Raw genomic sequence first — 26,239 nt, 5'->3', positions numbered from 1 at the left:
CTGGTTCAGGGATTGAGCGCTTCGTGATGGCGGCGATATTCGCTCCGGCCCCAACCGAAAGACAGCGCCGCGAACAATGTCGAGCCCGAAAGCGTAAGGCCCAGCGATAGTCCGAGAGCGGATTCGGAGCCGAACACGAAATCGTTCAGCAGGCCTGGCAGGAGCGGGCCGAGCGTCAGGCCGCCCAGATTGGCGATAAACAGGATCAGAGCCAAGGCCTGGCCCCGTACCTGGTTGGGCAGCACCATCTGCGAGGCCGCATAGCAGCTCCCAGCCGGCATCGCGAGCAGGAACACGCCCACCGCGAACGCGGCCACGGTGGCGGACGCGGACTCGCCCTGCGCCCAGACAAGGCCGACGAAGGCGGCGGTGCCGACCACCGAGCTGTAGCACGCCACGCGCAAGGCGCCGTCGCGATGGCCCCCGATCAGGCCCTGGTCGCTCAGTCGGCCGCCTGCGAGCATCCCCAAGCTGCCGCAAGTCAGCACGAGCACGCCCATGACCAGACCGGTCTGCTGAGGCGCCCAGTCGAAGGACCGCTGCAGGACCCCCGGCGACCAAAGCATGAAGGCGTAAAGGGCGATCGCCTGAAACATCAGTCCCAGAGCGATGGAGCCAACCGGCACCCAGCGCCTGCGCACCTCCACGATTGTGTCCGCGATGTTCAGGCGCGCCGCCGCGCCGTCCTGCGCCAGAAGCGCGCGCTTTCGAGGCGGCTCTTTCAGTGTCAGCACCCAAAGCGCCATCAAGAGGCCGGGAACGCCCACGATCAGGAAGGTCGCGCGCCATGACGCGATCTCGCCGAAGACGGGCAGGGTCAGCGTGGGGACTTGGGTGACGAGCTCGACGACCAGGCCGCCCACGAGCAGGGCTAGGCCCGACCCCAGATAGATGCCGACCCCATAAAAGCTCATCGCGCCGCCCAGCTTTTCATTGGGAAAGCTGTCGGAGATCATCGAAACGGCCGCGGGCGCCAGCGTGGCTTCGCCCACACCGACCCCCATGCGCGCCATGAACAGGCCGGGATAGCCACGCACCACCGCGCACAACGCGGTCATCAGCGACCAGAAAAACACGCCCGCCGCGATGATGTTGCGGCGGTTGAAACGGTCCACCAGCCGTCCCGCGGGCAGGCTGAGCACGCTGTAAAACAGCGCGAACGCCAGACCGCCCAGAAGTCCGACCTGGGTATCGGAGACGTTGAACTCCGCCTTGATGGGGCCGACGAGCAGGCTGAGGATCTGCCGATCGATGAAGGACAGCGTATAGCAGACCGTCAGCACGCCGGTGGTATACCAGGCGTAGCCCAGCCCGGGCCGAGCGGCGGGGGCGATGTCGGCGGCGCGCGCTGTCATCAGAACGTCTTGGTGAACTGCAGCGCCACTTCGCGGCCGCGCGACACGACGGCTCGCTGTTCGCCGATGGCGCCGGGCACGCTCGCGCCCCCGGTCCGGTCGGCGGCGTACTGAAGGTAGTACTCGTCGGTCAAATTTCGGCCGATCAGCTGAACCGTCCAGTCGCCGTCGCGCGGACTGAGATTCAGGCCCGCGTTCAATCGCCAGAAGCTCTCTTGCAGCGAGCTGGGCGCCATCGCCTCCGATGCGAAGTACTCGCCGCTGTAGAACGCGTCGCCGTTGATCGCCAGATCGAACGCGCCCACCGGCATATCGTAGGTGAACCCCGCGTTGCCAGCCCATTCCGGGGCGCGTGCGGGCGCGCGACCGTCGAAATCTTGCTGCAAGGTCAGCGCGGAGTCGTTCACGAATGAGCAGTTGGGCGGCGGAACGGCGGTGTCGCGCGTCGTGCCGGTGGGGAAGGCATAGCTGTAGCACTGCCCGGTGAAGTTCTGGAATTCGGCGTTCACGTAAGCGATCGCGCCGCGCAGACTCAGATTTTCTGTCGGGTTCCAGACGCCGTCGATCTCGATACCGCGCTGCCGCACGCTGCCTGCGTTGTTGATCGTGTAGGCCACGCGCGCGGGGTCATAAGTGTTCACCTGCAGATCGTCGAAATCATAGGCGAACACCGCCGCGTTCAGTTGAACGGTTCCGTCCAGGAAAACGCCCTTGGCGCCGGCTTCGAAGCCTTCGGCGGTTTCGGGACCGAACGCGACGTCCGTGAGCCGGGTGCCGGTCTGCATCGGGCTGGTCAGTCCGAAGCCGCCCGATTTGTAGCCGGTCTTGTAACCCACGAAGAAGGTGCGGTTCGAATCGGGCCGCCAGGTCAGCGTGATTTCAGGAGAGACGTTGTCGTCCTCGAACCGCCCCTGCAGCTCTCCCGGCGTGTCCGATCCGGGAAATTCGGTGTCCTGAGTGGCGAAACCGCCGACGCCGTACAGGTTCTCCTTGACGAAATCCTTGGTTTCGTGAGTCCAGCGGAGGCCGCCAGACAATTCGACCGTGTCGGTTATGTCCCAGATGCCCTGGGCGAAGACCGAGGCGGTGTCGCCTTCCTGCACGGCCAGGTCCTGGTAGGTGACGAAGCGCCCCGAAGCGGCGTTGTAGAAACCGTCGTTGAGCTTGGTGTCGTTGGTGGTGAACAGCTCGGTCGCCTGGAAATACGCGCCGACCATGAAGTTGAGCGGCCCCGCGAAATCCGAACTCAGTCGGAATTCCTGACTGACCTCTTCATTGGTCTGCAGGTTGTAGAAGGCGAGCTGGGAATATGTGGTCTGATCGAGCCCGGAAAGGAATTCATATTCGGAACGGTTGTAACCGGTCGTCGAAGCGAGCGTCAGATCGCCGAAACGCCAATTCAGGTCGAGAGCTCCGGTGACGATGTCGAGCTCGTCGTAGGGCGCGCCGTCGCCCCTGTAACCGCCCATGGTGCTGGCGACCGCGTCGGGAAGGTCGCCGATCGTGGTGTTGCGGTCCGCGCTGCACTCTCCGAACGGATCGGCGACACCGTAAACGCGCGGATTGGGGCCGGTGCACGGACCGATGTTCTGCGTGCCCACGCCAGGACCGCTGCCCTCGCCGGAACTGGCGAAAATTTTGAAATTCGCGTCGAAATTCTCGGTGAAGTCCGCGGTCACGGTCAATCGTCCCAGCAACTCCTCTTCGCCGGGACGGGAATTGGAAGCGCCGGGCAGTTGCGCCGCGCCGGCCGGTGCGCCTGAGGCGGGACTATAGAACGGATTACCTATCGGCTGCGCGGTGTTGCGGAGCCAGCCTTCCAGGTGGCGGTAGCGGACGGCCACACGCGCGGCGAAGATGTCGTTCAGCGGACCTGAGACCACGCCGTCCAGCGTCGCTTCGTCGCCGACGAATTCGTAGGAGCCACCGGCCTGGGCGTAAAACTCTTCGGTCGGGCCGGCCGATTGAATGGAAATCACGCCGGCAGGGCTGTTCTTGCCGAAGAACAGCGCCTGCGGGCCCTTCATGACCTCGACTTGCTGGAGATCGAAAAAGCCCGCCTGGGTGATGCGGCCGTCGCTGGTCTGGACGCCGTCGATCGCGACCGAGACCGCTTGCTCGAAACCGGTCTGGTTGGCGGGCGAGCTTATGCCGCGGATGGCGATCGAGCCGCCGCCGTTCGATTTGTAGGCGCCGACCACGACTGTGGGCGTCAGTTCGCCGATGGCCGACAGATCGTCGGCCCTGTTGCGGTCGAGCGCATCCTGATCAAGCACGCTGACCACGACGGGGACGCTGACCAGCGTCTCGGCGCGGCGGCGCGCGGTGACCGTGATGGTTTCGATCGGCGCCGCGGTGGTCTCTGGTCCTTGCTCGGACTCGGTCTCCTGCGCGGGCGCGGATGCTGCGGCGATCATCATGGCGCTGCCCGCGCTCGAGATCAGAAGCAGTGATTTGAAGACTGTCATATGGCCCTCCCCGACCTTCATGGGTCTCGCCGGCGGGGCCCGTCTGTGCGCGGGCCTCCGCAACGTTCTCAGGGGAGCGCCGACTCTGATTGATTGTCAATAGGGGTGTTGACAAAAATCAACATATTCGTTGATGTTTACGGCAAGGACTATGCGAGGGGACCCAAATGGACGCATCACTGGCGATCACGCCGGACACGCCGGTCGGCTTCCGGCTCGAAAGCCTGAAAAAGAAGGCCGCGATCCAGCTGATGGGTTCGCGCTTGTGGGGACGTTTCAACCCTAATCACTGGGATCCCGAATATGCGCGGAGCACGGGGTTGGAGGCGCCGATCCAGACCGGGGAGATGTCCTCCGCCTACATCGCGGAGATGTGCGTGAACCATTTCGGGGCGGACTTCTTCCGCGGGTCTCGCGTCGTATGCAAATACGTCGCCTCCACCTACGCCGGCGAAGTGATCACGACCCACGGCGAGGTGCGGGAGAAACAGCCCAAGGGCGCGGGTTTCCGCTTTATCGTGGATGTCTGGGCGGAAAACGAAACGAACGATAAGAAGACCGTCGGCTGGGTCGAAGTCGATGTCGGCGTCGAACGAAAGGCCCAGTCATGACCGGATCGGCGGACCAGCGTTCCGAGCTTAAGCCCATGAGCGGGCTGCAGCGGCGGCAAACCCGTGAATTCATCGAAGGACTGGCGTCTGAATCGCGTCCTTACTGGGACATGGTGGAAATCGGCGACGAACTCGCGCGCGAGCTTCACATCACGCCCGAGCTGGTGATCCTGTACGCGGACGGCGTGGAGGACTTCAATTGCTGGTACGAAGGCTGGCGCATGAATTCCTGGCGCGTCGAGGGCGAGAGCCCGTTCGGCGGGGCTATCGTTCCCCCGCTGCTGGTGTCGCACTTCGTGCTGTCGGTTCAGTTCGACGCGACGCGGCCGTTTTCGATCGGTTCGATCCACACCTTCCACGATTCACGGATCCTCGCGCCGATCCCGGTCGGCGCCACGGTGCGCATCGCGACCCGGGCGGTCGACAAGTTCGAAAAGCGCGGGCGCCGCTATGTGCGCCACGAGTGCGACGTGACCGATGTGAACGACGGCACGCAATATTTCCAAGAAATCCGGGACATTCTCTCGCTGTGAGGACGGCTTCATGACCGATACCGCCAAACCAGTCGTGCCGGAGGTTCTCGACCTCTCCGGGGACGCGGCGGCCTTGACCGGCTCGCGCTGCACCGCCTGCGGCGCGGTGTACTATCCGCGGGCCGCCGGCTGCCGCAATCCCGAGTGCGGTTCTGGCGCGCTGGAGCCCGAACCCATTGTGGGCTACGGCGTGCTTCACAGCTTCACGGTTCAGCGTTACCAGCCGCCTTCGTTGTTCGGCATGGATCCGTGGTCGCCCTACGCGATCGCCCTTGTCGATATGCCTCAAGGCGTCAGAGTGATGGGAATCGTCGCGGGCCGACACATGCAGGATCTCCAGATCGGCATGCGTCTGTCCCTGGCCAGCCAGGTGATCGCGCAGGACGGCGAGCAGCCGGTGGCCACCCACATGTTCGTCCCGGCGGACGATCGGTCATGAGGCCGGTCTACGTTCTTGGGGTCGGCGCCCACCCGTGGGGCAAATGGCCGGAAACCAGCCAGACCGCGCTCGCGCTGCACGCGATGGATCAAGCGTTCAAGACCTCCGATCTGGGCTGGCGAAACCTGCAGGGGCTCGTCGCGGCCAGTTCCCGGTTCGAAGGTGGCATGGGCTGGGGCCTTCACGCCAACGAAGTGGTTCAGGCCGCGTCCGAGCACGGGCTGGCCTGCGTGAATGTCGGGGGGGCCTGCGCGGCCGGCGCTGTGGCGTTCCACACCGCCCACATGATGATCGCAAGTGGCCAATACGATACCGTAGCGGCGCTGGGCGCGGAAAAAATGCCCAAGGGCTTCATCGCCCGCCCGCCCGGCGCGCCGGACGACCCTTCGGACGGCGATTACCTGCGTTGGACGACGATGGGAGCCACCAACCCAGCGTACTGGGCGATGGAGGCGCAGCGCCGGCTGCACGACTTCGGCGGCTCGCCGGACGCATACGCCGCCGCCGCCGCCCTGATGCGCGCGAACGGCGCGCGCAACCGGTATGCGCGGTTTCAGAAGGAGGTCACGCCCGACGAGGTCCAGGCCTCGGCCATGGTCAGCGATCCGCTCCATCTGTTCGAGATCTGCGCGGTCAGCGACGGCGCGGCGGCGGTCATTTTAGGGACCGAAGAGCAGGCGCGGCGCGCAGGCGGCCCCATGATCAAAATCGCGTCCAGCGCGGTCGCCACCGGCCAGTTCGGCGATCCCGCAGCGCGCATACCCGCGGTCGCCTCCACGCCGCGCGAGGGCGTGCCCCACACCAGCGAGGTCGTCGGCGCGGCGTGGCGCGCCTGGGACCTCGCCGGGATCGGGCCTGAGGACATCGACCTGATCGAACTCGCCGACAACACCGCTTGGCACGTCTTGGCCTGGCCTGAAATGCTTGGATTCCACCCGCCCGGCGAGAGCGACCGGCGGCTGGCCGAGGGCGCGTTCGCGATCGACGGCGCGCTGCCGGTCAATCCCAGCGGCGGCTTTCTGTCCTTCGGCGAAGCGACCACCGCCCAGGCTCTGATGCAGATCTGCGAGCTAAACTGGCAGCTGAAAGGCGAGGCCGGCCCGCGGCAGGTCCCTGATCCTAAGGTTGCGATGAGCGCGGTTCTGGGACTGGGCGCGAACGGTGCTTCGGTGGTGCTGCAGCGATGAGCGGCGCCGTCCGGATCGACGCACGCGGACCGGTCGCGATCTTGACGCTGGATCGGCCCGCGCGCGGCAACGCGATCGACGCCGAGATGGCGGACGCGATTCTGGACGCCGCGCTGACGGTGGGGTCCGACGACGCGGTTCGCGCGGTGGTTCTGACCGGCGCTGGCAAGGTGTTCTGCGTGGGCGGCGACGTGACCGCGTTCGGCGAGGCGGCTGACCGGTCGCCCGCGCTCGTGCGCCGTCTCACAGCGTCGCTGCACATGGCCGTCGCGCGGCTGGCGCGCATGGACAAACCCCTCGTAACCGCGATCAACGGCGCGGCGGCGGGGGCCGGGTTCGGTCTTTCGCTGTGGGGCGACGCGGCGCTGGCTGCGCGGTCGGCCCAATTCACCACCGCCTACGGCGCGATCGGCCTGACCCCGGACGCGGGCGCGAGCTGGCTGCTGCCGCGACTGGTCGGCCTGCGGCAGGCGCAGCGCCTAGCGCTCATGAATGAACGCATCACTGCGGGCCAAGCCGAGGCGATCGGCCTGGTGACGCGGGTGGTCGAGGACGCGGCGCTGATGGATGAAGCCCTCGCTGCGGCCGATCAGCTGGCCCGCGGCCCACGTCAGGCGTTCGCGGCCACGCGGGACCTGCTGCTGCAAGCGTCGGCGTCGACTTTGGAAAGCCATCTGGAAGCCGAGGCCCGCTTCATCGCCCGCGCCGCGGGTTCAGCCGAAGGCCTCGAAGGCGTCCGGGCCTTCATCGAACGCCGCGAGGCCGATTTCGCCGGGCTCTGATCTCAGCCGGAGAGTCTGTCGCGCAGATGGGAGGCCATCGCCGAGACGGCGTCTTGAGCCCGTGCCGCGCCGCCGGGCAAAGCGGCGAAGCCATGGATCATGTCGGGATAGTGCCGCGCGGCGACCGTCACGCCCGCCGCTTTCATCCGCTCGATCAGCTCAAGACCCTCATCGCGCAGCGGATCATGCCCGGCGGTGACGATCAGGCTGGGGGGCAGCTTCGACAGATCGGCGGACCGGAGATCGAAGCGTGGGTCCCTGTCGACGGCTTGATCGCCGCGATACGCCGACCAACACCAGTCCAGAAATTCGCCCGTCAGCATGCGCCCTTCGCCGAACGTGGCGTGAGATGCGCCGCCGCGCGAAGGGTCGACGAGGGGGTATAGAAGGGCCAGCCCGCGCAAGCCGTGATCGCCGGTCAGCGCGCTGGCGAGCGCCAGCTGCGCGCCGGCGCTGTCGCCGGCGAGCGCGACCGGCGCGCCGGGTCTTTCGCGGCAGAGCCAGTCGAGCGCGGCGAGACAATCGAGCAACGCGGCGGGGAAAGGCGCATCCGGCGCCAGGCGGTAATCGAGCGCAGCGACCCGACCTCCGCTCTCGATCGCCAATCTGCGGCAAAGCGCATCGTGGCTGTCCAGGCCACCGAATACGAAACCGCCGCCGTGCGCGAACAGTATGGTTCCCCGCGGAAGATTCCGGGTCGGGGTATATTCGCGAATAGCCAGCGCGCCGCCGGGGCCGTCGATGATGCGGTTCTCCACCAGGGGAAGCTCCGGGCGCGTCGCGCTCGCCAGGAAGCGGTTCGCCATGGCGCGCCACTCGTCCAGATCCGCCCGGCTGGACGGCGGCCGCAAATGAACGCGCCGGTCGGATAGCAAGCGGGCGAGCGCGGGGTCGAGCGGCGCGTCAGGCGGCATTCACCGCTCCCCCGCGCCCGTCATTTCAAATCCGTCATAGCCGCGCTCGGCGGTCTTTTCCAGAAGGCGGCGATAACCGCGCACGCCGCCGGAATAGGGCATGAAGACCTGAGGCTTTCCGGGCATCTCCGCCCCGACATAATAGGATGGGGTCTTCAGATAGAGGGTTTCGCGCGCGCGTTCATTCACATGCGCCACCCAGTCGGCCTGCGCCTGCTTAGTGGCTTCGATCCGGTCCAGGTCGTGGTCGCGCGCGTAGGTCAGCAGCGCTTCAAGCCAGTCGATCTGCTCCTCGCTGGACACGATGACGTTGCTCAGAAGCGACGGACTGCCTGGTCCGCCGATGAAGAACAGGTTGGGGAAGCCGTGAACGGCAATCCCCAGGTGGCTCGCCGGACCGCCGGCCCAGGCTTCAGAAAGCGTCCGCCCGCCGGTCCCGACCAGATCGATCTTCAGGATGGACCCGGTGAACACGTCAAAGCCGGTCGCATAGATCACGACGTCGAAGTCCATCGATTCCGCGGTCGTTTCGATGCCGGTTTCGGTGAAGCGCTCGATCGGCGTTTCGCGAATGTCGACCAGGCGGACATTGTCCCGGTTGAAGGTCTTGAAATATCCGCTGTCCACCGAAGGCCGCCGCGTGCCGAACGGAAAACCTTTGGGCAGCAGCTTGTCTCGCGTGCGGGGGTCCTCGACCTGCTCGGCGATTTTCCGGCATACGAATTCCGAAGCGATGGCGTTGGCGTCTTCGTCGAGCAGTATGTCTTTGTAAGTGAGCGAAAAGCCGAAACCCAGCCGGTTCCAGGCGGCCTCGAACGCACGTTCGCGTTCGTCGGCGTCGACCTCGGTCGCCGAGCGGGGATCGGGGATGAAGCCCAGACCGCTGGGGGAATTGCGCGCCTTTTCCCGCCGTTCGCGATAGGCGGCCTTCACCGCGCGGTCTTCTTCGTCGGAAACCGGCGCGTTCGCGGCGGGGACGGAATAATTGGCGGTGCGCTGGAACACGGCGAGATGGGCCGCTTGCTCGGCGATCACCGGCGTCATCTGCACCCCCGACGAGCCGGTGCCGATGATCGCCACGCGCTTGCCGTCCAGGTCCACTGGCTCTCGCGGCCAGCGTGCGCTGTAGATGACGCGGCCCTGATAATCGTCCTGGCCGGGATAGACCGTGTCCTTGGGGGTGGAGAGCTGGCCGACGGCCATGACCAGTCGGCGGGCGATCCAGCGTCGCCCGTCCTCGGCGTCGATCCGCCACGCGCACAACGCCTCCTCCCACTGGGCCTGTCGCACCCGGGTGTTCAGCTTAACATCGCGGCGAAGGTCGAACCGGTCGGCCACATGATTGATGTACCGCAGAATCTCGGGCTGCGTCGCATAGCGCTCGCTCCAGCGCCATTCCTGCTCCAGCTCTTCGGAAAACCGGTAGGAATAATCGAAGCTCTCAACGTCGCATCGCGCGCCGGGATACCGATTGAAATTCCAGACTCCGCCGATCTCGTCGGACGCTTCGAGCACGATGGTCGAATGCCCCTCGCAACGAAATCCATATAGCGCGCGAAGCCCTGCAAGGCCCGCTCCGATGACGATCACATCGACGTCTACGCTCATCACAAATCCTCCCGCGTCATGGTTTGCCACGAGGGCCGGAGAATCGTCAACACATACGTTGATAATTTGTGTGGGTTGCCATTATCGAGTGTGCCGCTGATTATGGATGCAGCATAATCTGGCTCGCCCAGCAACGGCCCCTCCCGAAAGGAACGGTTTTGAAGGGAGTGGCTTTTATGACAAAGTTCTCACCTTCTTCTTTCCCTGCGCGCCATTATTGGTGTGTCCAGCCCGGCTACATGGGTGACAACCTCGTGCCGAACTGGTTGTCGATGGTTTGCAACGTTTTTTGTTCCAGGTCGATATATCCCAGATCGTAGTGCATGAAGCTGACGAGCCAGATTGCCTCGTCGACTTCCTTGAGTCCCAGGCGCTGGCTGGCGAGCACGGTTGAGATGTTGATCTTCTTTCGCTGCATGCAGATTCGCCCGCAAGCGGTGACCAGCACGTCGCGATCGTGGAAGGGATAGTCGAGGTCCACGAGACCGCGATAGGGCCGGGTCGAGGGAGAATAGACCTCAACGGGCGTTTTCATGTCGAGCGCTTCGTGCGGGTGTTCGGTGTTGAACTCCTCGATGAAGGCGTCGAAGCGCGCTTGCTGCTGCAGCATGTTGGCGCCAACCGGGCGGGTGGCCTCCTTCTTCAGCGTCAGATACAGGCGTTCATGCCGGCCGTTCTGCTGGGGATGACCGGGCTTGATGCGTTCGACCGCGATGCCCAGGCGCAGCCACCAGACCGACAGGCGCGAGAGCCCGTAGAGTCCGTTGGGGCTGGCGAAGGGCACGCCATTGTCCGACCGGATGGCGGCGAGCAGGCCGCGTTCGTGGAAGAGGCGTTCGAAGGCGGGCAGGACCCTAGCCTCCTTGATGCTCTCCATGGCCTCGCAGGCCAGCACGAAGCGCGACGCATGATCGCTCACCGTCAGGGGATAACAATAGCGCCTGTCGGCGAGCTTGAACTCTCCCTTGAAGTCGACGGCCCACAGATCGTTGGGGGCGGCCCCGGCGCAGAGCGGCGCGCCCTAGGCCCTGGGGCGGCGCTTGCGGGCCTGCTTGACCAGGCCGTGGCGGTCGAGCACGGCGTGCACCGTGCTCCTGGCGGGGATGCGCACATCCCCGCCAGGAGCCGCGCCAGAAGCTCGCGTATCTTGCGCGCGCCCCACAGTGGGCTTCTCGCGCTTGGCGGCCACGATCATGCGCTCGACCGGCTCGGGCAGCTGGTTGGCATAGCGCACCGGCCGCACAGACCGTAAGCGCCTTCCTGCCTGTAACGCTCGTAGATCTTGTAGCCGGTCTTGCGCGAGATCCCGAAAGACCGGCAGACATCGCTCATGCGCTCGCCTTCGAGCAGACGGGCGACAAAACGCAGACGTTCGTCCATCACCGAACACTCCTTCCACGGCATCCACACCTCCAGCCCAAAAGCCGAAAGTGTTACCCATGTGTCCGGTACGTGGCGTCACCTATGTCTCGGGTCGGGCATTGGATGTCACAGAACGTTGGACAAAATCCAATATATTTGGATAGGGCTTACATTCCGACAGGCTCGGGGCTTCAGGCCGCGATCCATTGGCTTAAGGAATCTTCCTCTGCCCTATGCGCCCTGAAAAAGTAAGGGCGGCGTCGGGCTCAGGTCACGCCAAATTCGGCTGCTGAATCCCGGGAGCGGACTTTCGACAATCGGTCTCGCCGCAGGTCGAGCTCCCAATTCGAATGAGGGCATTCCGAGGCTCAGGTCAGCAGCCAGAGTAGGGCGCGCCGGGCGCGCCCGGTTAGCTTTAGCTTGCGCCGACAGCGCGCAGGTCTTGGTCTGCGCCTCACTCAGCGCTGACCATTTCCAGTGTTACGCCGAACACGAGCAGCCAGAACGCCAGCCACATTTCGCCCACCAAAGGTATCCGCGGACCACGACTTCGCTCAACAGCGCCGTCGCCGCGATGACCAGATAGGCGGCGCCGGCGAACCGGGCCCATAAAGAGTCGACATCTGGCAAACGCTTCTTCGACGCGCCAGCAACCCAAGAGAGGCGCCGGAAACGGTCCGCACCGTCGCACTTCCCGGAGATGATGGGGCATCCGGCGCAGGTCTATCACGCCGGCCGGGGCGCCCTTCGTTTCGGTATCCGGATCAGGACCTGCCAGACCACCAGAGCGATCAGCGGGAAGAGGACGGGGCCGTACTGCCACGGTGTGCCGATCATGAAGTCCGGCAGGAATTGCTGTTGGCCGAAGAAGAAGGAGGCGGCGGCGATGAAGAGCGATGTGCACATGCGCCAGAGATGGCGCGCGATCCGGGCGGTTCGGGACAGTTGCCGGCGCAGGATCAGGTGAACATCGCCCAGAACCGCAAAGCCGCCCACCACCATGAACAGGATGAAAGCCTGGGGCGGCGAGCCGTCGACCGTGCCGGAGGGATGGTTTGCGCCCTGGTAGGAGAAAAGAACGCCGGCCGCGACGATCAGCGCCGCAGCGACAAGCCCGGCGTACTCCGCTGCGCCGGCCGTCAGGTCGCTGCGCCTGGCGGCGCGCCAAGCGGTCAGGAGCAGATAGAGGGCGACGATGCCGGCGATGAAATTCGGTCGCTGCCCGCTCTCCAGAAACGGCGCGACGCCGGCTCCGATGGCGTAGGACACGAACATCGACAAGAAAAAGACCCGTCCGGCCAAGCGGTGGGTCGGCGCGCCCTTGCGCGACAGGATGGCGATTGTTCCGGAGGTCAGCCCGAGAGCGCCGCCGCCGATGTGAAGATAGAGCAGCGCATCGACGGCCAGTCTGGCGAGCAACGGAGCGTCGGCAGGCGCTTCCAGCCTGTCCGCCCACGCCGGCGCGCCAATACCGACCGACACGACCAGCAAGGCGATTAGGCCGAGCCCTGCAAAAACTTGCCCCCGCGCAAGCGAAATACTATTCATATTCGGCAGAACTCCCGTCACCCGCAACAGCGGGAAATCTAGGATGGCGATGCGGAATGCGCCATGACACGGCAGTCGGAAAACATGATCGAACGTAACGTCGCACCGCCGCCGGCCGGCGCGACGGTTGCGGCGGGCCTCGCCGCTTCGCTGGTCGATTTCGCCACCGGTCGTGGCGCCCAGCACACGGACCTTCTCGCCCGGGCGGAGCTCGACGAAACGCGTCTCGCCGATATCGACGGACGCGTGGATCTGGGCCGCTATCTCGTGCTGATCGACGCAGCTAGGCAGGTAACGGGCGATCCGGCGCTTGTGCTGCGCTGGGCCGAGGCGGTGGGGATGGCCGAAGTGTCGATCGTCGGTCTGATCATGGAAGCCTCCGCGACGATGGGAGAGGCCTTTGTCCAGATGCAGCGCTATGGCGGCCTCGCCATGGAGATCGACGCCCCGGCAAGCGGGCCGCGCTACGATCTGGTCCGGCGCGGCGGCGAATTGCGCATGGTCGAGCGCCCGATGCCCTTAGGAATCGTTCCCGCCCTGACGGAAAGCGCGTTCGCGCGACTGGTCTGTGGCCCGCGACGCTTCCTGGAACAGCCGCACGTGCTGGCCGTGCATCTGGCCTACGCGCCGCCCTCCTATCGCAGCGAGTACGACCGCATTTTCCGCTGCCCGGTTCACTTCAATGCGAGCTGCAACGCAATGACCCTCCATCCGGAGATACTCGGCTGGCGCGTGGCGCAATATCCGCACTACGCCTTCGGTGTACTGGCCGCGAAAGCCGATATCCTGCTCGCCGAACTGGAGGCATCGAAAACGGTGCGTGGGCAGGTCGAGGCGGCCCTGCTGCCAATTCTGCACGAAGGCGAGGCTGGCGCCGATCGGATCGCCGCGCAGCTGGGAATCAGCCGTCAGACCCTATTCCGGCGGCTGCAGCGCGAGGACACGAGTTTTCGCCAGGTGCTCGGCGATCTGCGGCAGCGGTTGGCGAGCGACTATCTGCGGGGCGGAAAAGTCTCGGTGAACGAGACGGCCTATCTGGTCGGCTTCTCAGATCCCGCCGCCTTCTCCCGGGCTTTCAAGCGCTGGACGGGACAGGGTCCGAAAGCCTTTCGGCGGCAGAACAAGGGCGGCAGCGCGGTCTAATCAGAAGTCATGACGCCGGGAGTGACCCAGCCCCTTGGTCCGGACCGATGACTTCTTGGTCCCCTCCTGCGCCAAATCAGACGTATACAAGGCAAGCGCATCCAACCCCTATCTGCGAAAATTCGCCATACTTCGGGCTGCTGCCAAGGCGGCACGTATGTGCCCTGACCTGAGCTCCTACAGCCCCGTTACCTACTCGTCTGAGCGCCAATCACAGCGCATAACCTGGTTATGAGGAAGCGCTGGAGCGACCGGGTATTCCGGTTGCCACGCAGGCGGGCAAAGGCTTTTTCCGTCAGCAAGAAGTGCAGGACCTGATCGCGCTGACCCGTGTTCTCGCTGATCGCCGCGACACGCTGGCACTCGGCGCGCTGCTGCGCGGCCCCCTCATTGGTGTCACCGAGGAGGAACTGGCTGACGTCGTGTGGCAGCTTCCGCACTCCGACGAGGAGTCCACACGAATTCCACGTCTCGACCTAGGTGCTGACCCCGCCACCATCGCAAATCCCCTCGTGCGCGAGACCTTGGATAAATTGCAGTCGCTTTATCGTAAAAGTAACAGCACAACGCCGCATGAATTACTCTCCCAAGCGGTAGATGTGCTGCGCGTCCGCCCACTCCTGCTCCAGCGTCATGGTCAGGCCGAGCGCTCGCTCGTCAATGTCGATCTATATCTCAGCCTGTCGATAGGGTACGCGGTGCGTGGCCTTCGCATCTTCGCCGAAACAATGACTGCTGCCTGGAACCAGGAGGAACGCGCAGTTGGAGGCCGTCCCGATGCACAGGAGGAAGCTGTTGCACTTTATACGATGCATGCAGCCAAGGGGCTCGAATGGCCGATCGTTATACCCGTGAATACGATGACCGGTGCTTTGGGACCGGACAATGCGATTGTCGGCCGCAAGACCGATACCTTCTATTGCAAGATCTTCGGCGTCGCCCCTGACGGTTATGAGACCGCCCGTAAAGCGGAGATTGACGAACTGGATCACGAGCGCGTCCGGCTCTGGTATGTCGCCGCCACGCGCGCTCGCGAACTTCTCGTCCTGCCTCGCCTCGATGCCAAGCCGTCGAAGTCCGCTTGGATTAGCCTCGTTGATCTGTCGCTCGCTGCGCTACCCAACCTGGATATCTCCCATCTGCCTGACGACATCGCGACGCCAGACACTGGAGGTGAAAATCTCCAAACTCGCACGGCTTTCGCCGCAGAAGCCGAAGCGATTGCTGCTCGGCAGACTCACCTGACCTAGCTTGCGCCCAGCCGCGATGAGAGTACCGCCGAGATGGTCCTGCAGGAGGAAGAGCCGAGCATCTGGGCAGGATCGTCCGACGAGCAGCTAGACGAATTGGAAGCCCCGGCCCCGGTTCAGGGGGGCGTGAGCGCGGGCTCATTCTGCACAAGCTCATGGAAGAGATACTGACCGGCGAAATCGACGAGGCGGAAGCGAGTCTCACCGAACGGGCAGCCGAACTAATCCACGCGGCCGGCCATTCCCCAGTCGCCGACCCATCGACTGGCTTATCTGCCGAGGAACTCGCGAGCTGCGTTCTCCGAACTTTGTCGCTGCCGGAGATCAAAGCCCTTCGGCCAGAGCTCTTGGCGGAGTTTCCGGTCTACACCGCCCGCACCGTTGACGGGAAAGAGAGCGTAACGGCCAGCGTCGCAGATGCTTTGACGCTGACGAAGGAGGGTCAGCCTCAGGCTGTCGTTGACTGGAAAAGCGATGTAGCTGCTGATGCTCAAACCATCGATCACTACCGCGCCCAGGTTCAAGCCAATATCGATACGACCGGTGCCGAGCGCGGATTAATTGTGATGATGGGCCAAGGTTCGGTGATCCATGTCCAACCGACGCACCTATCGCACGCTTAATATTGAGATTTCAAAATTGAGCTGCTGCCGGTTCAGTGGACAGCATTTTGAGCTTCCATGGCTCTCCTTTCGTACTTGATGGGGCTGAGATAGCCTAGCGTCGAGTGGCGGCGGCCCGGATTGTAAGAGCGCAGACGGGTTGGGTCAGCGGCGGCTCAGCCTCAGGCTCGCGGATTGGACCCCCAGCTCTCATTGCGGGTCTCAACGATGCCGTAATGATTGGTGAGCCAGTCGAGTAGCGCGGTCGTCATCTTGGCATCGCCGGAACACGCTGGGCAGTTTCTGGCCGCGTTCGCGGGCCCCAGAAGGGGCCGGAGCCGACATCGCATGGCGTTTGGGCCCCCAGACTCCAAGTCTGGTGCTCTATCCCCGGACCTCCAAACTCCAAGTCTGTGGGTTAGATAAGCGCGCGACGCGGCCCATCTACATTAGAGGCGATGAAATCACATATATGATTTTCTTGACAAAAAGGGGGATTCTTGATATATAGAAAGAATAATATCTCCGTGAAAATTTGTTTCACTTTAGCGCGCTCGTGGCGAAGCCTTGCGCGTGCTCCTTCTCAAGGATCTACAGCCGATGCTTTTGACTAATCTCACCTTCCCGGACGAAGGCGAAGCGACCGAACGTGTGAACGCGGCGCTGTTCAAGCCGATGCCAATGCGCCGTACCGACGGCTGGACGGCTGGCAAGCCGGTTCCCGTCGATGGGCTGGTCCCCGTAATCGCAGTGCAACCGGGTGGCATCTATCGCAATCTCGTTACTCTGCGGGGGCTGGGCAATCTCGACGGCGCCCATCATCTGGCGACCGAAGATCCGGCGCGGGAAAACCGGGCCATTATGCCGGTGAGGGGCTTCGAGGCGGAGGTGTCGACGCACCGGCACCCGGAAGCGCGCATCCGTGTCGAGGCGGCCAATGGCGAGATGATGTTTGTGACGGGAACTTTCTCTTACGCCCCGGGGGGAACTCGGCCGGAGCACTTCTTTCCTACTCTCGTCAAACCGGGAGATGACCTGGCGAGCTTCTCGACATGGGCTCCATTCCTCCTCGACCTCCATGAAGCGCAGGAGTGGCTGCGCCCCTCCCAGGAGCGGCGCACGCTCGTGCGTAGAGCACCATACGGGACGTTGAAGGTGAAGCTTCTTGAGACGGCCTGAGTGCAGGCCACAGGCAACGCCAAGGTTTGTCAGCGCGGTCAGCGAGTCTCGTCGACGTCGATAGTCCGACCCCGGTGATCAGGATCGAGGCGGCGGTTGTCAGATATCGTAGAGAGGTCTCAACCCTCTTCCATCTCCATAACCGGTAGATGGAGAAACTCGGCATCGTCGGGGTATCTGAAGATCGCGCTCGCTGACGTATCGTAGAGGTAGCGCTCTGCTTCCCTGAGTATCAGGTATACGATCGGCGGCAGAGACGGGTCTGCGTCGTCTATTGAGGCTGTAAGGGCATACAGGCCGCGATACTCTGCGAGATTGCGCGCGGTTTCCTCCTCCTGGAGCGCCAGAGGTAAGGGGCGATTATTTATTGTCGCCCAGCGCTTCAAACCGCCGTGGCGCCACCTCTGCTCAATATCACGCACCTCGGCGCCAATTGTCAGACGGGCTTCCTCCCACAAGAGGCCCAGCCCCATGAGCTTGTCGTAATCGGTGAGTTTGTGACGAATGCCATTGGTGACGGCTGTGACGCCTGCACAGTCGAGAGATTTCCAAGCACGTCCGGCCATGCGCTCCGCGGTCTTTATCCGACGCCCAAGAGGCGCGGCCGGATACATCAGTGCAAGATAGGTCAGCGATTGGAAATATGTCGGTCGCATGTCCACATGCTTCTCGAATTACGATTGAAGTCCAATTCGGAACAACGGTTGGTTCGCTTCTGTCATAGTCGAATCTCCGACGGCTAAGGATTGAGCCGCCGTGGCGTGACGCCATGTCCTTGGCTTCATGCGTCCCGGCTGCTCACTCGCTTGCGCTGAAGACCCATTTTTTTAGCCAATACCGAACTGCTAAGCGCGCAAAAGCACTGCGTCAGCGTTGTCCACCTGGAGCGCTCTATCACGTGCAGAAAATACCCTCGTGTTATTTCTTCCCAAGAAGAGGCCCAAACTCGGATTTCAAAAAATCCTTCGTCGTCTCTTGAACAATGTGACGCATCTCATCTTCATCCAAGTAGGCCTGATCTGCCCGTGGCTTACCGAGGGGCTCGATCCCGCGCTCCTTAAGTTTGTGGCGGTACAATTCTTGGGAGATGTAGTCGGGATACACCGCTTTGACCTCCATCGCCTCAAGGAGATAAACGAAAAAAGCCGCACTAAATGTGCCCCGGGCTACCTTGTTGCGTAGCGCGTGCTCATTGATGTCCACATTCAAAACACTCAGCCGCTCGCACAGCTCTTTATAGCTGATCTCTCGTGCGCCCATCTCGCGTCGGATGAGCTGCTTGACCCATTCCTGCGCGTACTCCTCAGCACTCTTCTCCGTAGCGCGTGCATCGGTCATTAACCGTATTTGCCCTCATTTTTGAGACTTATTGCCTCTTGACCCATCATTATCGATGCATCTATATAGCCAATAATGAGGCTAAGCATCGTTTTTGGCGGCAACCCGCAGGAGGAGATAATGGGCATCAAAATCGGGAATATCAACTCGTTTGCTGCCGAGCGTACGGCAGTGACACGCTCGCAGGAAAATGGCCGCGAGTTCGTCGAAACGCGGCGGGCATCCATCCCATTCGCGGAAGAAGGTCTTCTCCGGCCGTTCTGCGGATTGGCGGGCTACCAACCTCATCTGTTTCCTACACTCATCGTTGATGACGTCGATATTGATGGCTTTGTACGCGTCCAAGCAGCACTGGGACTTTGCGAGTTGTACGGTTGGGGCTTCGCTCTCAGCGGACAGACGTTGATTGCCCCGGGAAGGCGCGAGCTTCCTAGCATTGCTCGAACGGAACGCTCCCGGATCGAAGGGACTATCCGGTCTGTCTTCGCGGAAAAATCCAAACCTGTCGCCGACGACTTCGTCTGGGCCTTTTGTGACCCTTCGTTCGGCGCGTGGAACCTGGCGCGCCTCATCTTGTCCGGTGATCTCGCCCTTGAGACTTCGACTGGGTTCCACGAGCTCAGTCGGATCTATCCGCTCAGCCCTCGCTTTGAGCGCGCGCGCGTCGAAAAACCACTGCCGACTAAGGCTGGGTCGGTTGTTGTTGAGGCAGCCTGATTTGGAGCTCCTCGCGCGCCATATCGAATCCCGCGATCCCGCGATTCCGCCTGCGATCATGTCGCACTATCCCGATTACGCGCCGGTGCGGAAGCTCGTGACCGGGCGTCGGGCACAGCCCACTGGGCTCTTCCCCAGCGTCAAGAACGGGCGTGGGATGGAATACGAAAGTAGTGGTGAGCGCTTCGGCTTTTGGCAGGCGGAGGTGGAAACGCGCGTTCGCCACTATTTCGAGCAGCCTTTCACGCTCAAATGGATCGAAGCAGGTAAGCGGCGGGAGTACACGCCCGACCGCCTTGAAGAGCGCACGTCCGGCTGGACTGTCATCGAGATGAAGTATTCCGCGGAGAAAAAATTTGATGCGGATTACACCCAGAAGCTTGAAGTGGCCTCCGCGCTTCTTGCCAAAATTGGCATGAGGTTCGAGGTCGACACCGCCGAGCGCTTAAAAACTTCACCGGAGTTTCCTGCGATCGAAGAGATCGTTTACTCGGCCTCATTCGTCGTCGACCAGTTTGAGCGCGTCGAAGTCGCGGAATATCTGAAGCGCAGGGAAACGTCCTCTGTCGGCGAACTCGCCGAGCTTCTCGGTGGAGGCGTAGACGGACGCGCCCGGCTTCTCTCGTTGGTCCCCCGCCGGGTGATCGCACTCGAGCTCGACGGCGAGGTGAAGATTGACACCCCGGTTTCACTCGCGGAAGTGGGGCTTGGCTATGTGTCTTGAGCTGGGCCTTTCCGACGGCGGGAGTGTCTTCCTCGACGGGGCTGCCTTCTCGCTTCGCATCCTGGCAGACGAAGGCGAGGAAATGCGCTTCGAGCTGTCCAATGACAATGATGCAGCGATCCTCTCGAGCGCGCAGCTGAGACACGCGTATGCGGCGAGTGAGCTGAGCCTTTTCGATCCGCTCGCCCATCCGGCAGACCTCCAGCCGATCCATGCAAGCGTCAGCGTCGAGTCCGCGGACACGAACGCGATGATCCGGCTCTATTACTGCCAGGCATTCGACCGCAATCCGGTCAACCTCAGCGACAAAAAGCTCAAGAAGTTCATCGCGGACGTGGCTCCGGACTGTCCGATCCCCCACAAGCCGCGCTCTCCCGGGACGGTCCGGCGCTGGATCAGGACGCGCGGAGAGGCAGACAACCGCCAGCTTCGCTACATGCGGGACCGGCAGATGAAGGGGCCGCAAGGCCCGCGGCTTGATCCCGAAGTGGAAGCCCTGATCCAGGAGGGGGTGAGTGCTCACTACAAGGCGATGAAGCGCAAGATTTCGACTAGCGTGGAGCTCATTACGGCGCGAGTGATTGACCTCAATCGCAAGCGGATCGAAGCTGGCCTCTCCCCGCTTCCGATCCCCTCTGGAACCACCATCTGGCGTCGGATCACAGAGTCCCGCTCTCCGGAGAACGCCGCGACCAAGTGGGGGCGCCATATTTCTGAGGCCTCCTTCGATCCGCTTCTCGGCCGCCTCACGGCGACGAGACCTCTCGAAACGGTCGTCATCGATCATACGCAGCTCGACCTCCACCTGGTCGATGAGAAGACAGGGTGTGTTTGGGGCAGGCCGACTCTCTGTATCGCGATCGATGTCGCGACGCGCGCCATTCTCGGCTTCTGGCTCAGCGTGCGGGCACCGTCGATCGAGACCCTCACCGGTCTCTTGCGCGCCTGCGTTCGCCCGAAGGGCCACCTGCTCGAGCGTCATGGCGTGCACGGAGACTGGCCGATGTACGGTCTTCCCCTGACGCTTGTGATCGACAACGGCAAAGAGGGCGTCGGCCCCTCTTTCCGGACGTCATGCAAGCAACAGGCGATCGAGCCGAAAATCGCTCCCGTACGCAAGCCTGAGTACAAAGGTATCGTCGAGCGGCTTTTCCGAACGATCAATGAATTTGTCAGCGAACTCGCCGGCGGCGTCCCTGGAGGCCCCGAGCTTTCGCGCCGCCTGCGCTTCGATCCTTCAGGCGATGCAATTCTGACGCTGGACGATGCCGATGCAATTCTGACCGACTGGATCACGAACTACTACCATCACAGCCCTCATGCCGGCTTGGACAATGAGACACCGTATGCAGCATGGAAACGGCTGAGCTCAGAGTACGCTCTGCGTCGCGTCTACGATCTGGACCAGTTCGACAGCAGCTTCGGACGGCTGGTGCAGCGCAGACTCAGCCGCAAAGGCGTCGTGATAGAGGGTTTGATCTATACCGGCCTCGGCATTGACGGATTGCTCCGCGATCTTCTGCCCGAGCAGACAACAAAGAACCAGGTCGCCAATGCGGTCCGTGTCGCGGTCCGCGTAATGGACGACGATGTGGGCACCGTCCACGTATTCAATCCGAAGCGCCAGAAGTATGTGCCGCTGGAGTGCGAGGAGCGCTCATATAGCCGCTTCATGAACCGCGCTCTTCACAAAGAAATCCAGGCAGAACGCCGGATCGAGATGGACGTGTCAGGCAAGAAACTGGGGCTCGCGGAGGCCAAAGCGCGGATTCTTTCGAATGTCGAAGAGCGCCAGAAGTCAAACAAGCGGACCTTACGTCGTCAGGCAAGGGGCCTTCGGCCTCAGACTGAAATGCGGAGCGAGGACCGCAAGGCAAAGGGCCGCTCGTCTGCGAGTTCAAAAGCTGCGCCGGAGACCGAGCAGAAAAAACATAAGGTAGCGCTCAATTTCTTGGAGGATGGATAGCAATGAATGAGCTTGCAGTTTGCAAGGCGCGCGCCCTTCGGCAGCTGAGAGAGATCTTCGTAAACAATCCGAGGACTGACCGTGTTTGTACTGCGATTGACGATCTGATTGCGCGCAAGCAGGTAGGAGTCCCCGGGGATCACGGAAGCGTCCTGATCGTTGGACCCTCCCACTCCGGGAAGTCCAGAAGCATCAGCTATGCCATCAGGCGCTACAGTTCAGAGGGGGCGGAGCATCCGCCGATCCTTCACGTGACCCTTCCCGAGGACGTAAACCGGAAATCCCTCATTCTTGCGATGTTCGATGCAGCCGAAGACAGGGGATACTTTCGCGGTGACCGCCTTTCAGGGACTCACCACGATTTGCAAACCCGGATTCTCAGATTGCTCAAGCACGCGGGCATTCTCGCCGTTGTGCTCGATGAGTGCCATCACATTCGTTATGAGAAGAAAAACGATGCCGGACATACCGTCGGCGAAATGATCAAGCGCTTTCTGATCGAAGGTCCTTGCCCCATTATTCTCGCCGGCGTGGGCAATGACGCGAAGAAGCCTTACACGGAAAATCAACAGCTCATGAATCGGTCTTTGCCGTTCGTCGAGCTTGACCCCCTTGATTGGGAGGTGAGCGCGGACCGCGATTTCTACCAGGATTTTTTTGTCTCGTATCTCAAACAGGTGCACGCGCTCAACTTAACTGGCAACCTGGCCCTTTTGCAGAGTGAGGAGTTCGCGGAGGCTCTTTTTAGTGCCTGCGGAGGGATTATCGGTGTCGCGATCATTCTCTTCCAGAACGCAGTCATGAGAATGATTGAAGACGGGCGGCGGGACCTCAGCCTCCTCGATTTCAGTCGCGCGCATTCAGCGCTGGCTGTCACCGACGACCTCGATACCGAAAACAAGTTCCGGGAGCTCGTCGATGGCGGACTGGAATTCGCATGAGTGAAGTCGCGTTCAAGGAAAGCCTTGGTCGCTTGGCAGGCCAGCTTCAGATTTATCCCGACGAAGGCTTGCAGTCGTTTCTTTTCCGGTCGGGACTTCACAACGAGTTCCGTCAGATCGGATCCTTACGGAACGTCCTTGAAATTCAGGGCAAGACACTTCCGGCGAAGGAAGTCCTGGAAAGGGCCGCTTACGTGTTGGGCGTCTCTTCGCACGATCTTCGTCGTTGCGGACAATGGCGTAGTCAGGAAGAGGGTCGCAACGGATGGTATAATTGGTTCGGCACGCGCCTTCCCGAGACGATGGTGCGCACGCACTTTCGTCGGTTCTTGGTTGGGGCCGATGCTCCCGATTACACGCCTGCGACGTGGATGCTGGTGCCAGCCAGCCATTGTCCTCTGACATTCCAGAAGCTCTACTCAGCATGCCCGTCCTGTGGCCGCGAACTCCTCTGGAGCAACGCGCACGAATTGGATGAATGCCCCAGCTGCGAGACACAGTTTTCCTCGCTCGCGCCTGAGGTGCTTGAAGAAGATTTTCGTAGCCAGTATGCGGCCTCGTTCAGGATCGTTGATCCGGTTGAAAGTGTTAGGGCTGAAGCCCTTGAAAAACTGCCGAAACCGTTCTGCTCATGGGAAGCTGGCGATACCTTCTGTTCGCTCCTGAACTTCGCAGGCGCCGTAAGAGGTTTGGAGCGTGCCCAGGCGGGGACCGAGTACCCCTTTGCCGGCAGCCGGAGGTACACTTTTCTGGAAGCGCGCCATGTTGCGGCAGGATACGCCATCCTGTCCGATTGGGAGAGCAAGATATTCGATTTCTGCCTTGAATATCATCGCACCGTAGGGTCTCCGACCTACTGCCGCGGACTGAAACATCTGGAGAAGTATTTCAAAACCCCGCTCGCGACCGATGATCTCTGGTCGGTTATCGAGGATCAGTTTTCCCAGGCGATCAAGCAAAGCAAGATCGCACTCTATGCGCTGAAGGCATCTCCTGTGCCCTCGAAGGCGCGGGGTGACCTCATCTCATTAGGAGAGGCGCGGGAGGTCTTTCAGATCGACGACCGAACTCTGCAGCGCCTAGTGCCGAACGGAGGGTCCTTCCACGCGAAGAGCGACCCGACGGCTGGTCCGGTTCTTTTCAATGAAGCGCGGCTGACTAAGTCCGTTGCTGCCTACAAGGATTCGCAGACTTACGCTGTAGCCGCGCAAGGGCTGGGCATCCCGAGCTACGCAATATCCGCGTTGATCGTTGAGGGCCTGCTTGCACCCGAGCTCGATAGGGATGCGCTCCTCCTCGCGAATGAAGAGCCTCTCGTATGCGCTCGGTCCATGGAAGACCTGAAGAAATCGATTGCAGGGTCGAATGGACGCGGCGGGCGTTCGCTGGTGCCGCTCAAGGAGCTAATGACCTGGGTTGCCGATCCGCGCGCTTGGGCAGCTTTGACAGCCGCTCTGGTGGGGAATGAGCTCCGCGCAAAAGTCATCGACCCGGATCGCAAAACGCCGACTTTCCAGCGGCTCGGCCTCCCCAGACAGGAGTTTCTCGATTGGCTGGGGCAGAAAAAGAGCGTTTGGAGCGATCCGCCGCACGACTCTTTCGCACCCGCGACAAAATCAGACGCGGCTTATGTTCTTGATACGAATTCGAATGCGATCCGGGCCGCGATTATTCAGGGCGTGCTGTCGAATTCAGAGGGTGACCCCACCAAGATCGCCGTTTCGAGTCTCGTGAGCCTTGCAGCGTCTTGGGTGTCCACCAAAGTCGTCGCAGCCCTCTTGGAGCGCTCGTCACGAGAGTGGTTCGAGAGCTTCAGCTTAGAGGGTGTCACAGCATTGCCGCTTGCTGACCAGAGCGGCACGACTTTCACCACCTTGTTTGATCGCAACGAAGTCATCACCTACTGCGAGAGCCGCTGGCCTCGGAGGTGTCCGCTTCGGCTGATCTGAGGAAGCTAGGATCGAAAAGGGCTTCATTTTCGAATGACAGCCTGCACTGCTGCCGGTTTTGAGGACACCGAGTACGAGGTTCCTATAGTAGGCGGTGTAGATCGACACGTATTGCACGCCCGCAGCCTAAGCGACCCGACCTTCTTGTCTTCATCACACTGGAGATTATGCGCGTTCGTCAGGCGATCCGACCTGAAGACTGTAGGTTCAAATTTCACCTTTGGTCTCGAAAAGAACCTACTATGCCAAGGGCTCCGGCGGCTCATTCTTCGGTATCTTCAGAACCGTGACGGATTTGGATGCATTTTAATACCAATCCACCTACCCGCCAATGATCCTGATCGCATACACCTTCTCATCTAAAGTCTCTTCGCACTTTTTTTGCAGATCTTTCAAATTCTTGCTGACAATTTTTGTTCAGTTCCAGAATTGTCTTCATGATAACGAGAGCGTCTAGCGTCGGCGGCTTTGGTAGAAGCGTTAGCAGGATCTGGCCGTAGGCGATTGAGGTATCGATGCCAGGCTCCTCAAATCCGATGATGCTTGAGCCCATCACCAATCTTCCATCACCTCCATAAAGCCCGAGCGTCTGGCTAATCCCGCGAGCGCCCGCATGAACGTTCGCGGATGCCTGTTTGTAGAATGGTAGGCGAAAGTCCTGTTCTACAGCACGCTCCAGATCTGGAAAAATTGGCTTCTTTTTCCCAAGGTGTTCGCACGCCCAGCCATAAGGAGAAGCGAAGTCATTCCCAAACTCCGCAATGACTGTATCGAAGGCTTGTGACACGTTTTTCTGTTCGCGCTTACTAGGCGGCTTATACCCCATCTTTTCGTAAGACCTAATGTAGGCATCAAGGGCTCGCTTCGACTCAACAATGTCATGCGCCAGGTATCGCCTAGCGAGCTCGTTGTCGGCATCTTCGATCAAATTCGCAACGACCGCGATTTCATGAAGAGTTCGCCATCGCGCATTCGCACCGTCAGGAAACCCTGCCCAAATCAATGCGATCACCTCTTGGGTCACATTGGTCGCACGTACGGCTAGTTTATGTTGGACCTCGCACTTTTCTAAGTTGCGCTTTGCTCTAGAGCGCTGCGCGTTCTCTTGAGCCTCGCAGATCATCTCTTCACCGATACAGACCAGCATCTCAAGGTGAGCCAGGGCGTCGCCCCAATACGCCGCAGTATATTCCGCGTGTACGCTTTGCCGGGCTTGAATGTGGCTATCCTGGTCTGGCCAACGCTTCTTCAGCTCCCTGTAAAGTGAGCGCCCTGCCCGGTCGCTTTGCTCATCCATTAACTCGGGCAGCTGAGCTGCAAACTTGGAAGCTCTGTTGCTGATATCGTCAATATCGGCCTGGTTGATGGCGATGATCTTCGCGTCATCATTGCCGTCTGAAGGTTGGTTGGCGGTCTCTTTGCGATCTTCACCAGATAAAATTTTATCGCATAGAGATGCAATTGTCTCCGGGTCAGCTTCTTCTCCGATCTCTTCGAGCTTGCGCTCAATAAGCCCCTCAAGAAGGGTGCGAGGCACTTCCTGAATCAGCTCATCCACCTTCTTTTGAAGGTCATTCCCAAACATTATCCGGCCTCAGAACAATGAAAATTAGAAGAGCCGGT

At 61.6% G+C, this 26,239-nt stretch carries 20 protein-coding genes and 2 pseudogenes; 13 read left to right on the top strand and 9 right to left on the bottom strand.

Annotated features, from left to right (window positions below):
- Positions 1-5 precede the first annotated feature (5 nt).
- Complete coding sequence (locus E5162_RS12320) at positions 6-1,355, bottom strand: spinster family MFS transporter (protein ID WP_135945551.1); 1,350 nt, start codon at positions 1,353-1,355, stop codon at positions 6-8.
- A complete protein-coding gene (locus E5162_RS12315) occupies positions 1,355-3,775 on the bottom strand; it encodes a TonB-dependent receptor (protein WP_206751115.1) in 2,421 nt (806 codons plus the stop codon). The genes E5162_RS12320 and E5162_RS12315 overlap by 1 nt, the downstream gene beginning before the upstream one ends.
- Positions 3,776-3,990: 215 nt before the next feature.
- Between E5162_RS12315 and E5162_RS12310 the strand changes: the two genes are divergently transcribed.
- Genes E5162_RS12310 through E5162_RS12290 form a run of 5 tightly spaced genes read left to right on the top strand, consistent with a single transcriptional unit; the run spans position 3,991 to position 7,375 of the window.
- A complete protein-coding gene (locus E5162_RS12310) occupies positions 3,991-4,434 on the top strand; it encodes a MaoC/PaaZ C-terminal domain-containing protein (RefSeq protein ID WP_135945549.1) in 444 nt (147 codons plus the stop codon).
- Positions 4,431-4,967 (top strand): MaoC family dehydratase, encoded by a 537-nt coding sequence (locus E5162_RS12305; RefSeq protein ID WP_135945548.1) that lies wholly within the window; start codon positions 4,431-4,433, stop codon positions 4,965-4,967. Before E5162_RS12310 ends, E5162_RS12305 begins: the two co-directional genes overlap by 4 nt.
- 10 nt (positions 4,968-4,977) lie before the next feature.
- Entirely contained in the window at positions 4,978-5,406 is a 429-nt protein-coding gene (locus E5162_RS12300) for a Zn-ribbon domain-containing OB-fold protein (protein ID WP_135945547.1), read from the top strand.
- Positions 5,403-6,593: a lipid-transfer protein gene (locus E5162_RS12295; protein WP_135945546.1), complete on the top strand. Its 1,191-nt coding sequence runs from the start codon at positions 5,403-5,405 to the stop codon at positions 6,591-6,593. Before E5162_RS12300 ends, E5162_RS12295 begins: the two co-directional genes overlap by 4 nt.
- Positions 6,590-7,375 carry an enoyl-CoA hydratase/isomerase family protein gene (locus E5162_RS12290; RefSeq protein ID WP_135945545.1) on the top strand — a complete coding sequence of 262 codons (786 nt, stop codon included), beginning with the start codon at positions 6,590-6,592 and terminating at the stop codon, positions 7,373-7,375. Before E5162_RS12295 ends, E5162_RS12290 begins: the two co-directional genes overlap by 4 nt.
- Before the next feature lie 2 nt (positions 7,376-7,377).
- On the opposite strand, the gene E5162_RS12285 is transcribed toward E5162_RS12290, so the two are convergent.
- The 4 genes and pseudogenes from E5162_RS12285 to E5162_RS12270 all read right to left on the bottom strand — a co-directional run bounded on the left by E5162_RS12285 (position 7,378) and on the right by E5162_RS12270 (position 12,807).
- Entirely contained in the window at positions 7,378-8,289 is a 912-nt protein-coding gene (locus E5162_RS12285) for an alpha/beta hydrolase (protein WP_135945544.1), read from the bottom strand.
- Positions 8,290-9,897, bottom strand: a complete 1,608-nt coding sequence (locus E5162_RS12280; RefSeq protein WP_135945543.1) for a flavin-containing monooxygenase — start codon at positions 9,895-9,897, stop codon at positions 8,290-8,292.
- A 235-nt stretch (positions 9,898-10,132) separates the two neighbouring features.
- Positions 10,133-11,301, bottom strand: a pseudogene (locus tag E5162_RS15205) (integrase core domain-containing protein).
- Between the two features lie 684 nt (positions 11,302-11,985).
- Positions 11,986-12,807, bottom strand: coding sequence for a DUF2306 domain-containing protein (locus E5162_RS12270; RefSeq protein WP_135945542.1), 822 nt, complete (start codon positions 12,805-12,807; stop codon positions 11,986-11,988).
- A gap of 63 nt (positions 12,808-12,870) precedes the next feature.
- Between E5162_RS12270 and E5162_RS12265 the strand changes: the two genes are divergently transcribed.
- From E5162_RS12265 to E5162_RS12250, 3 genes and pseudogenes are all read left to right on the top strand, one after another.
- Positions 12,871-13,950, top strand: coding sequence for an AraC family transcriptional regulator (locus E5162_RS12265; RefSeq protein WP_206751112.1), 1,080 nt, complete (start codon positions 12,871-12,873; stop codon positions 13,948-13,950).
- 230 nt (positions 13,951-14,180) lie between these two features.
- Positions 14,181-15,823, top strand: a pseudogene (locus tag E5162_RS15200) (3'-5' exonuclease); the annotation flags it as partial.
- Between the two features lie 552 nt (positions 15,824-16,375).
- The gene (locus E5162_RS12250) at positions 16,376-16,981 is read left to right on the top strand and encodes a hypothetical protein (RefSeq protein ID WP_158291303.1); all 606 of its coding nucleotides are present in this window, start codon (positions 16,376-16,378) and stop codon (positions 16,979-16,981) included.
- A 119-nt stretch (positions 16,982-17,100) separates the two neighbouring features.
- Here the strand turns inward: E5162_RS12250 and E5162_RS12245 are convergent, their stop codons facing one another.
- Entirely contained in the window at positions 17,101-17,637 is a 537-nt protein-coding gene (locus tag E5162_RS12245) for a DUF2293 domain-containing protein (protein ID WP_135945540.1), read from the bottom strand.
- A 262-nt stretch (positions 17,638-17,899) separates the two neighbouring features.
- Positions 17,900-18,319: a DUF6471 domain-containing protein gene (locus E5162_RS12240; RefSeq protein ID WP_135945539.1), complete on the bottom strand. Its 420-nt coding sequence runs from the start codon at positions 18,317-18,319 to the stop codon at positions 17,900-17,902.
- A 120-nt stretch (positions 18,320-18,439) separates the two neighbouring features.
- Between E5162_RS12240 and E5162_RS12235 the strand changes: the two genes are divergently transcribed.
- The 5 genes from E5162_RS12235 to E5162_RS12215 are packed head-to-tail and all read left to right on the top strand — an operon-like array spanning position 18,440 to position 24,616.
- Complete coding sequence (locus E5162_RS12235) at positions 18,440-19,036, top strand: hypothetical protein (protein ID WP_135945538.1); 597 nt, start codon at positions 18,440-18,442, stop codon at positions 19,034-19,036.
- 1 nt (position 19,037) lies between these two features.
- The gene (locus E5162_RS12230) at positions 19,038-19,760 is read left to right on the top strand and encodes a TnsA endonuclease N-terminal domain-containing protein (protein WP_158291302.1); all 723 of its coding nucleotides are present in this window, start codon (positions 19,038-19,040) and stop codon (positions 19,758-19,760) included.
- Positions 19,750-21,726 (top strand): DDE-type integrase/transposase/recombinase, encoded by a 1,977-nt coding sequence (locus tag E5162_RS12225; RefSeq protein WP_135945536.1) that lies wholly within the window; start codon positions 19,750-19,752, stop codon positions 21,724-21,726. Before E5162_RS12230 ends, E5162_RS12225 begins: the two co-directional genes overlap by 11 nt.
- Before the next feature lie 2 nt (positions 21,727-21,728).
- Positions 21,729-22,667 (top strand): ATP-binding protein, encoded by a 939-nt coding sequence (locus E5162_RS12220; RefSeq protein ID WP_135945535.1) that lies wholly within the window; start codon positions 21,729-21,731, stop codon positions 22,665-22,667.
- Positions 22,664-24,616 (top strand): hypothetical protein, encoded by a 1,953-nt coding sequence (locus E5162_RS12215; RefSeq protein WP_135945534.1) that lies wholly within the window; start codon positions 22,664-22,666, stop codon positions 24,614-24,616. The genes E5162_RS12220 and E5162_RS12215 overlap by 4 nt, the downstream gene beginning before the upstream one ends.
- A gap of 355 nt (positions 24,617-24,971) precedes the next feature.
- Here the strand turns inward: E5162_RS12215 and E5162_RS12210 are convergent, their stop codons facing one another.
- Complete coding sequence (locus tag E5162_RS12210; protein WP_135945533.1) at positions 24,972-26,201, bottom strand: DUF5677 domain-containing protein; 1,230 nt, start codon at positions 26,199-26,201, stop codon at positions 24,972-24,974.
- Between the last annotated feature and the right edge of the window lie 38 nt (positions 26,202-26,239).

Source organism: Marinicauda pacifica (assembly GCF_004793635.1).
In the GTDB taxonomy this organism is placed as follows: Bacteria; Pseudomonadota; Alphaproteobacteria; order Caulobacterales; family Maricaulaceae; genus Marinicauda; species Marinicauda pacifica.
This window is presented reverse-complemented; position numbering and strand designations above follow the sequence as displayed.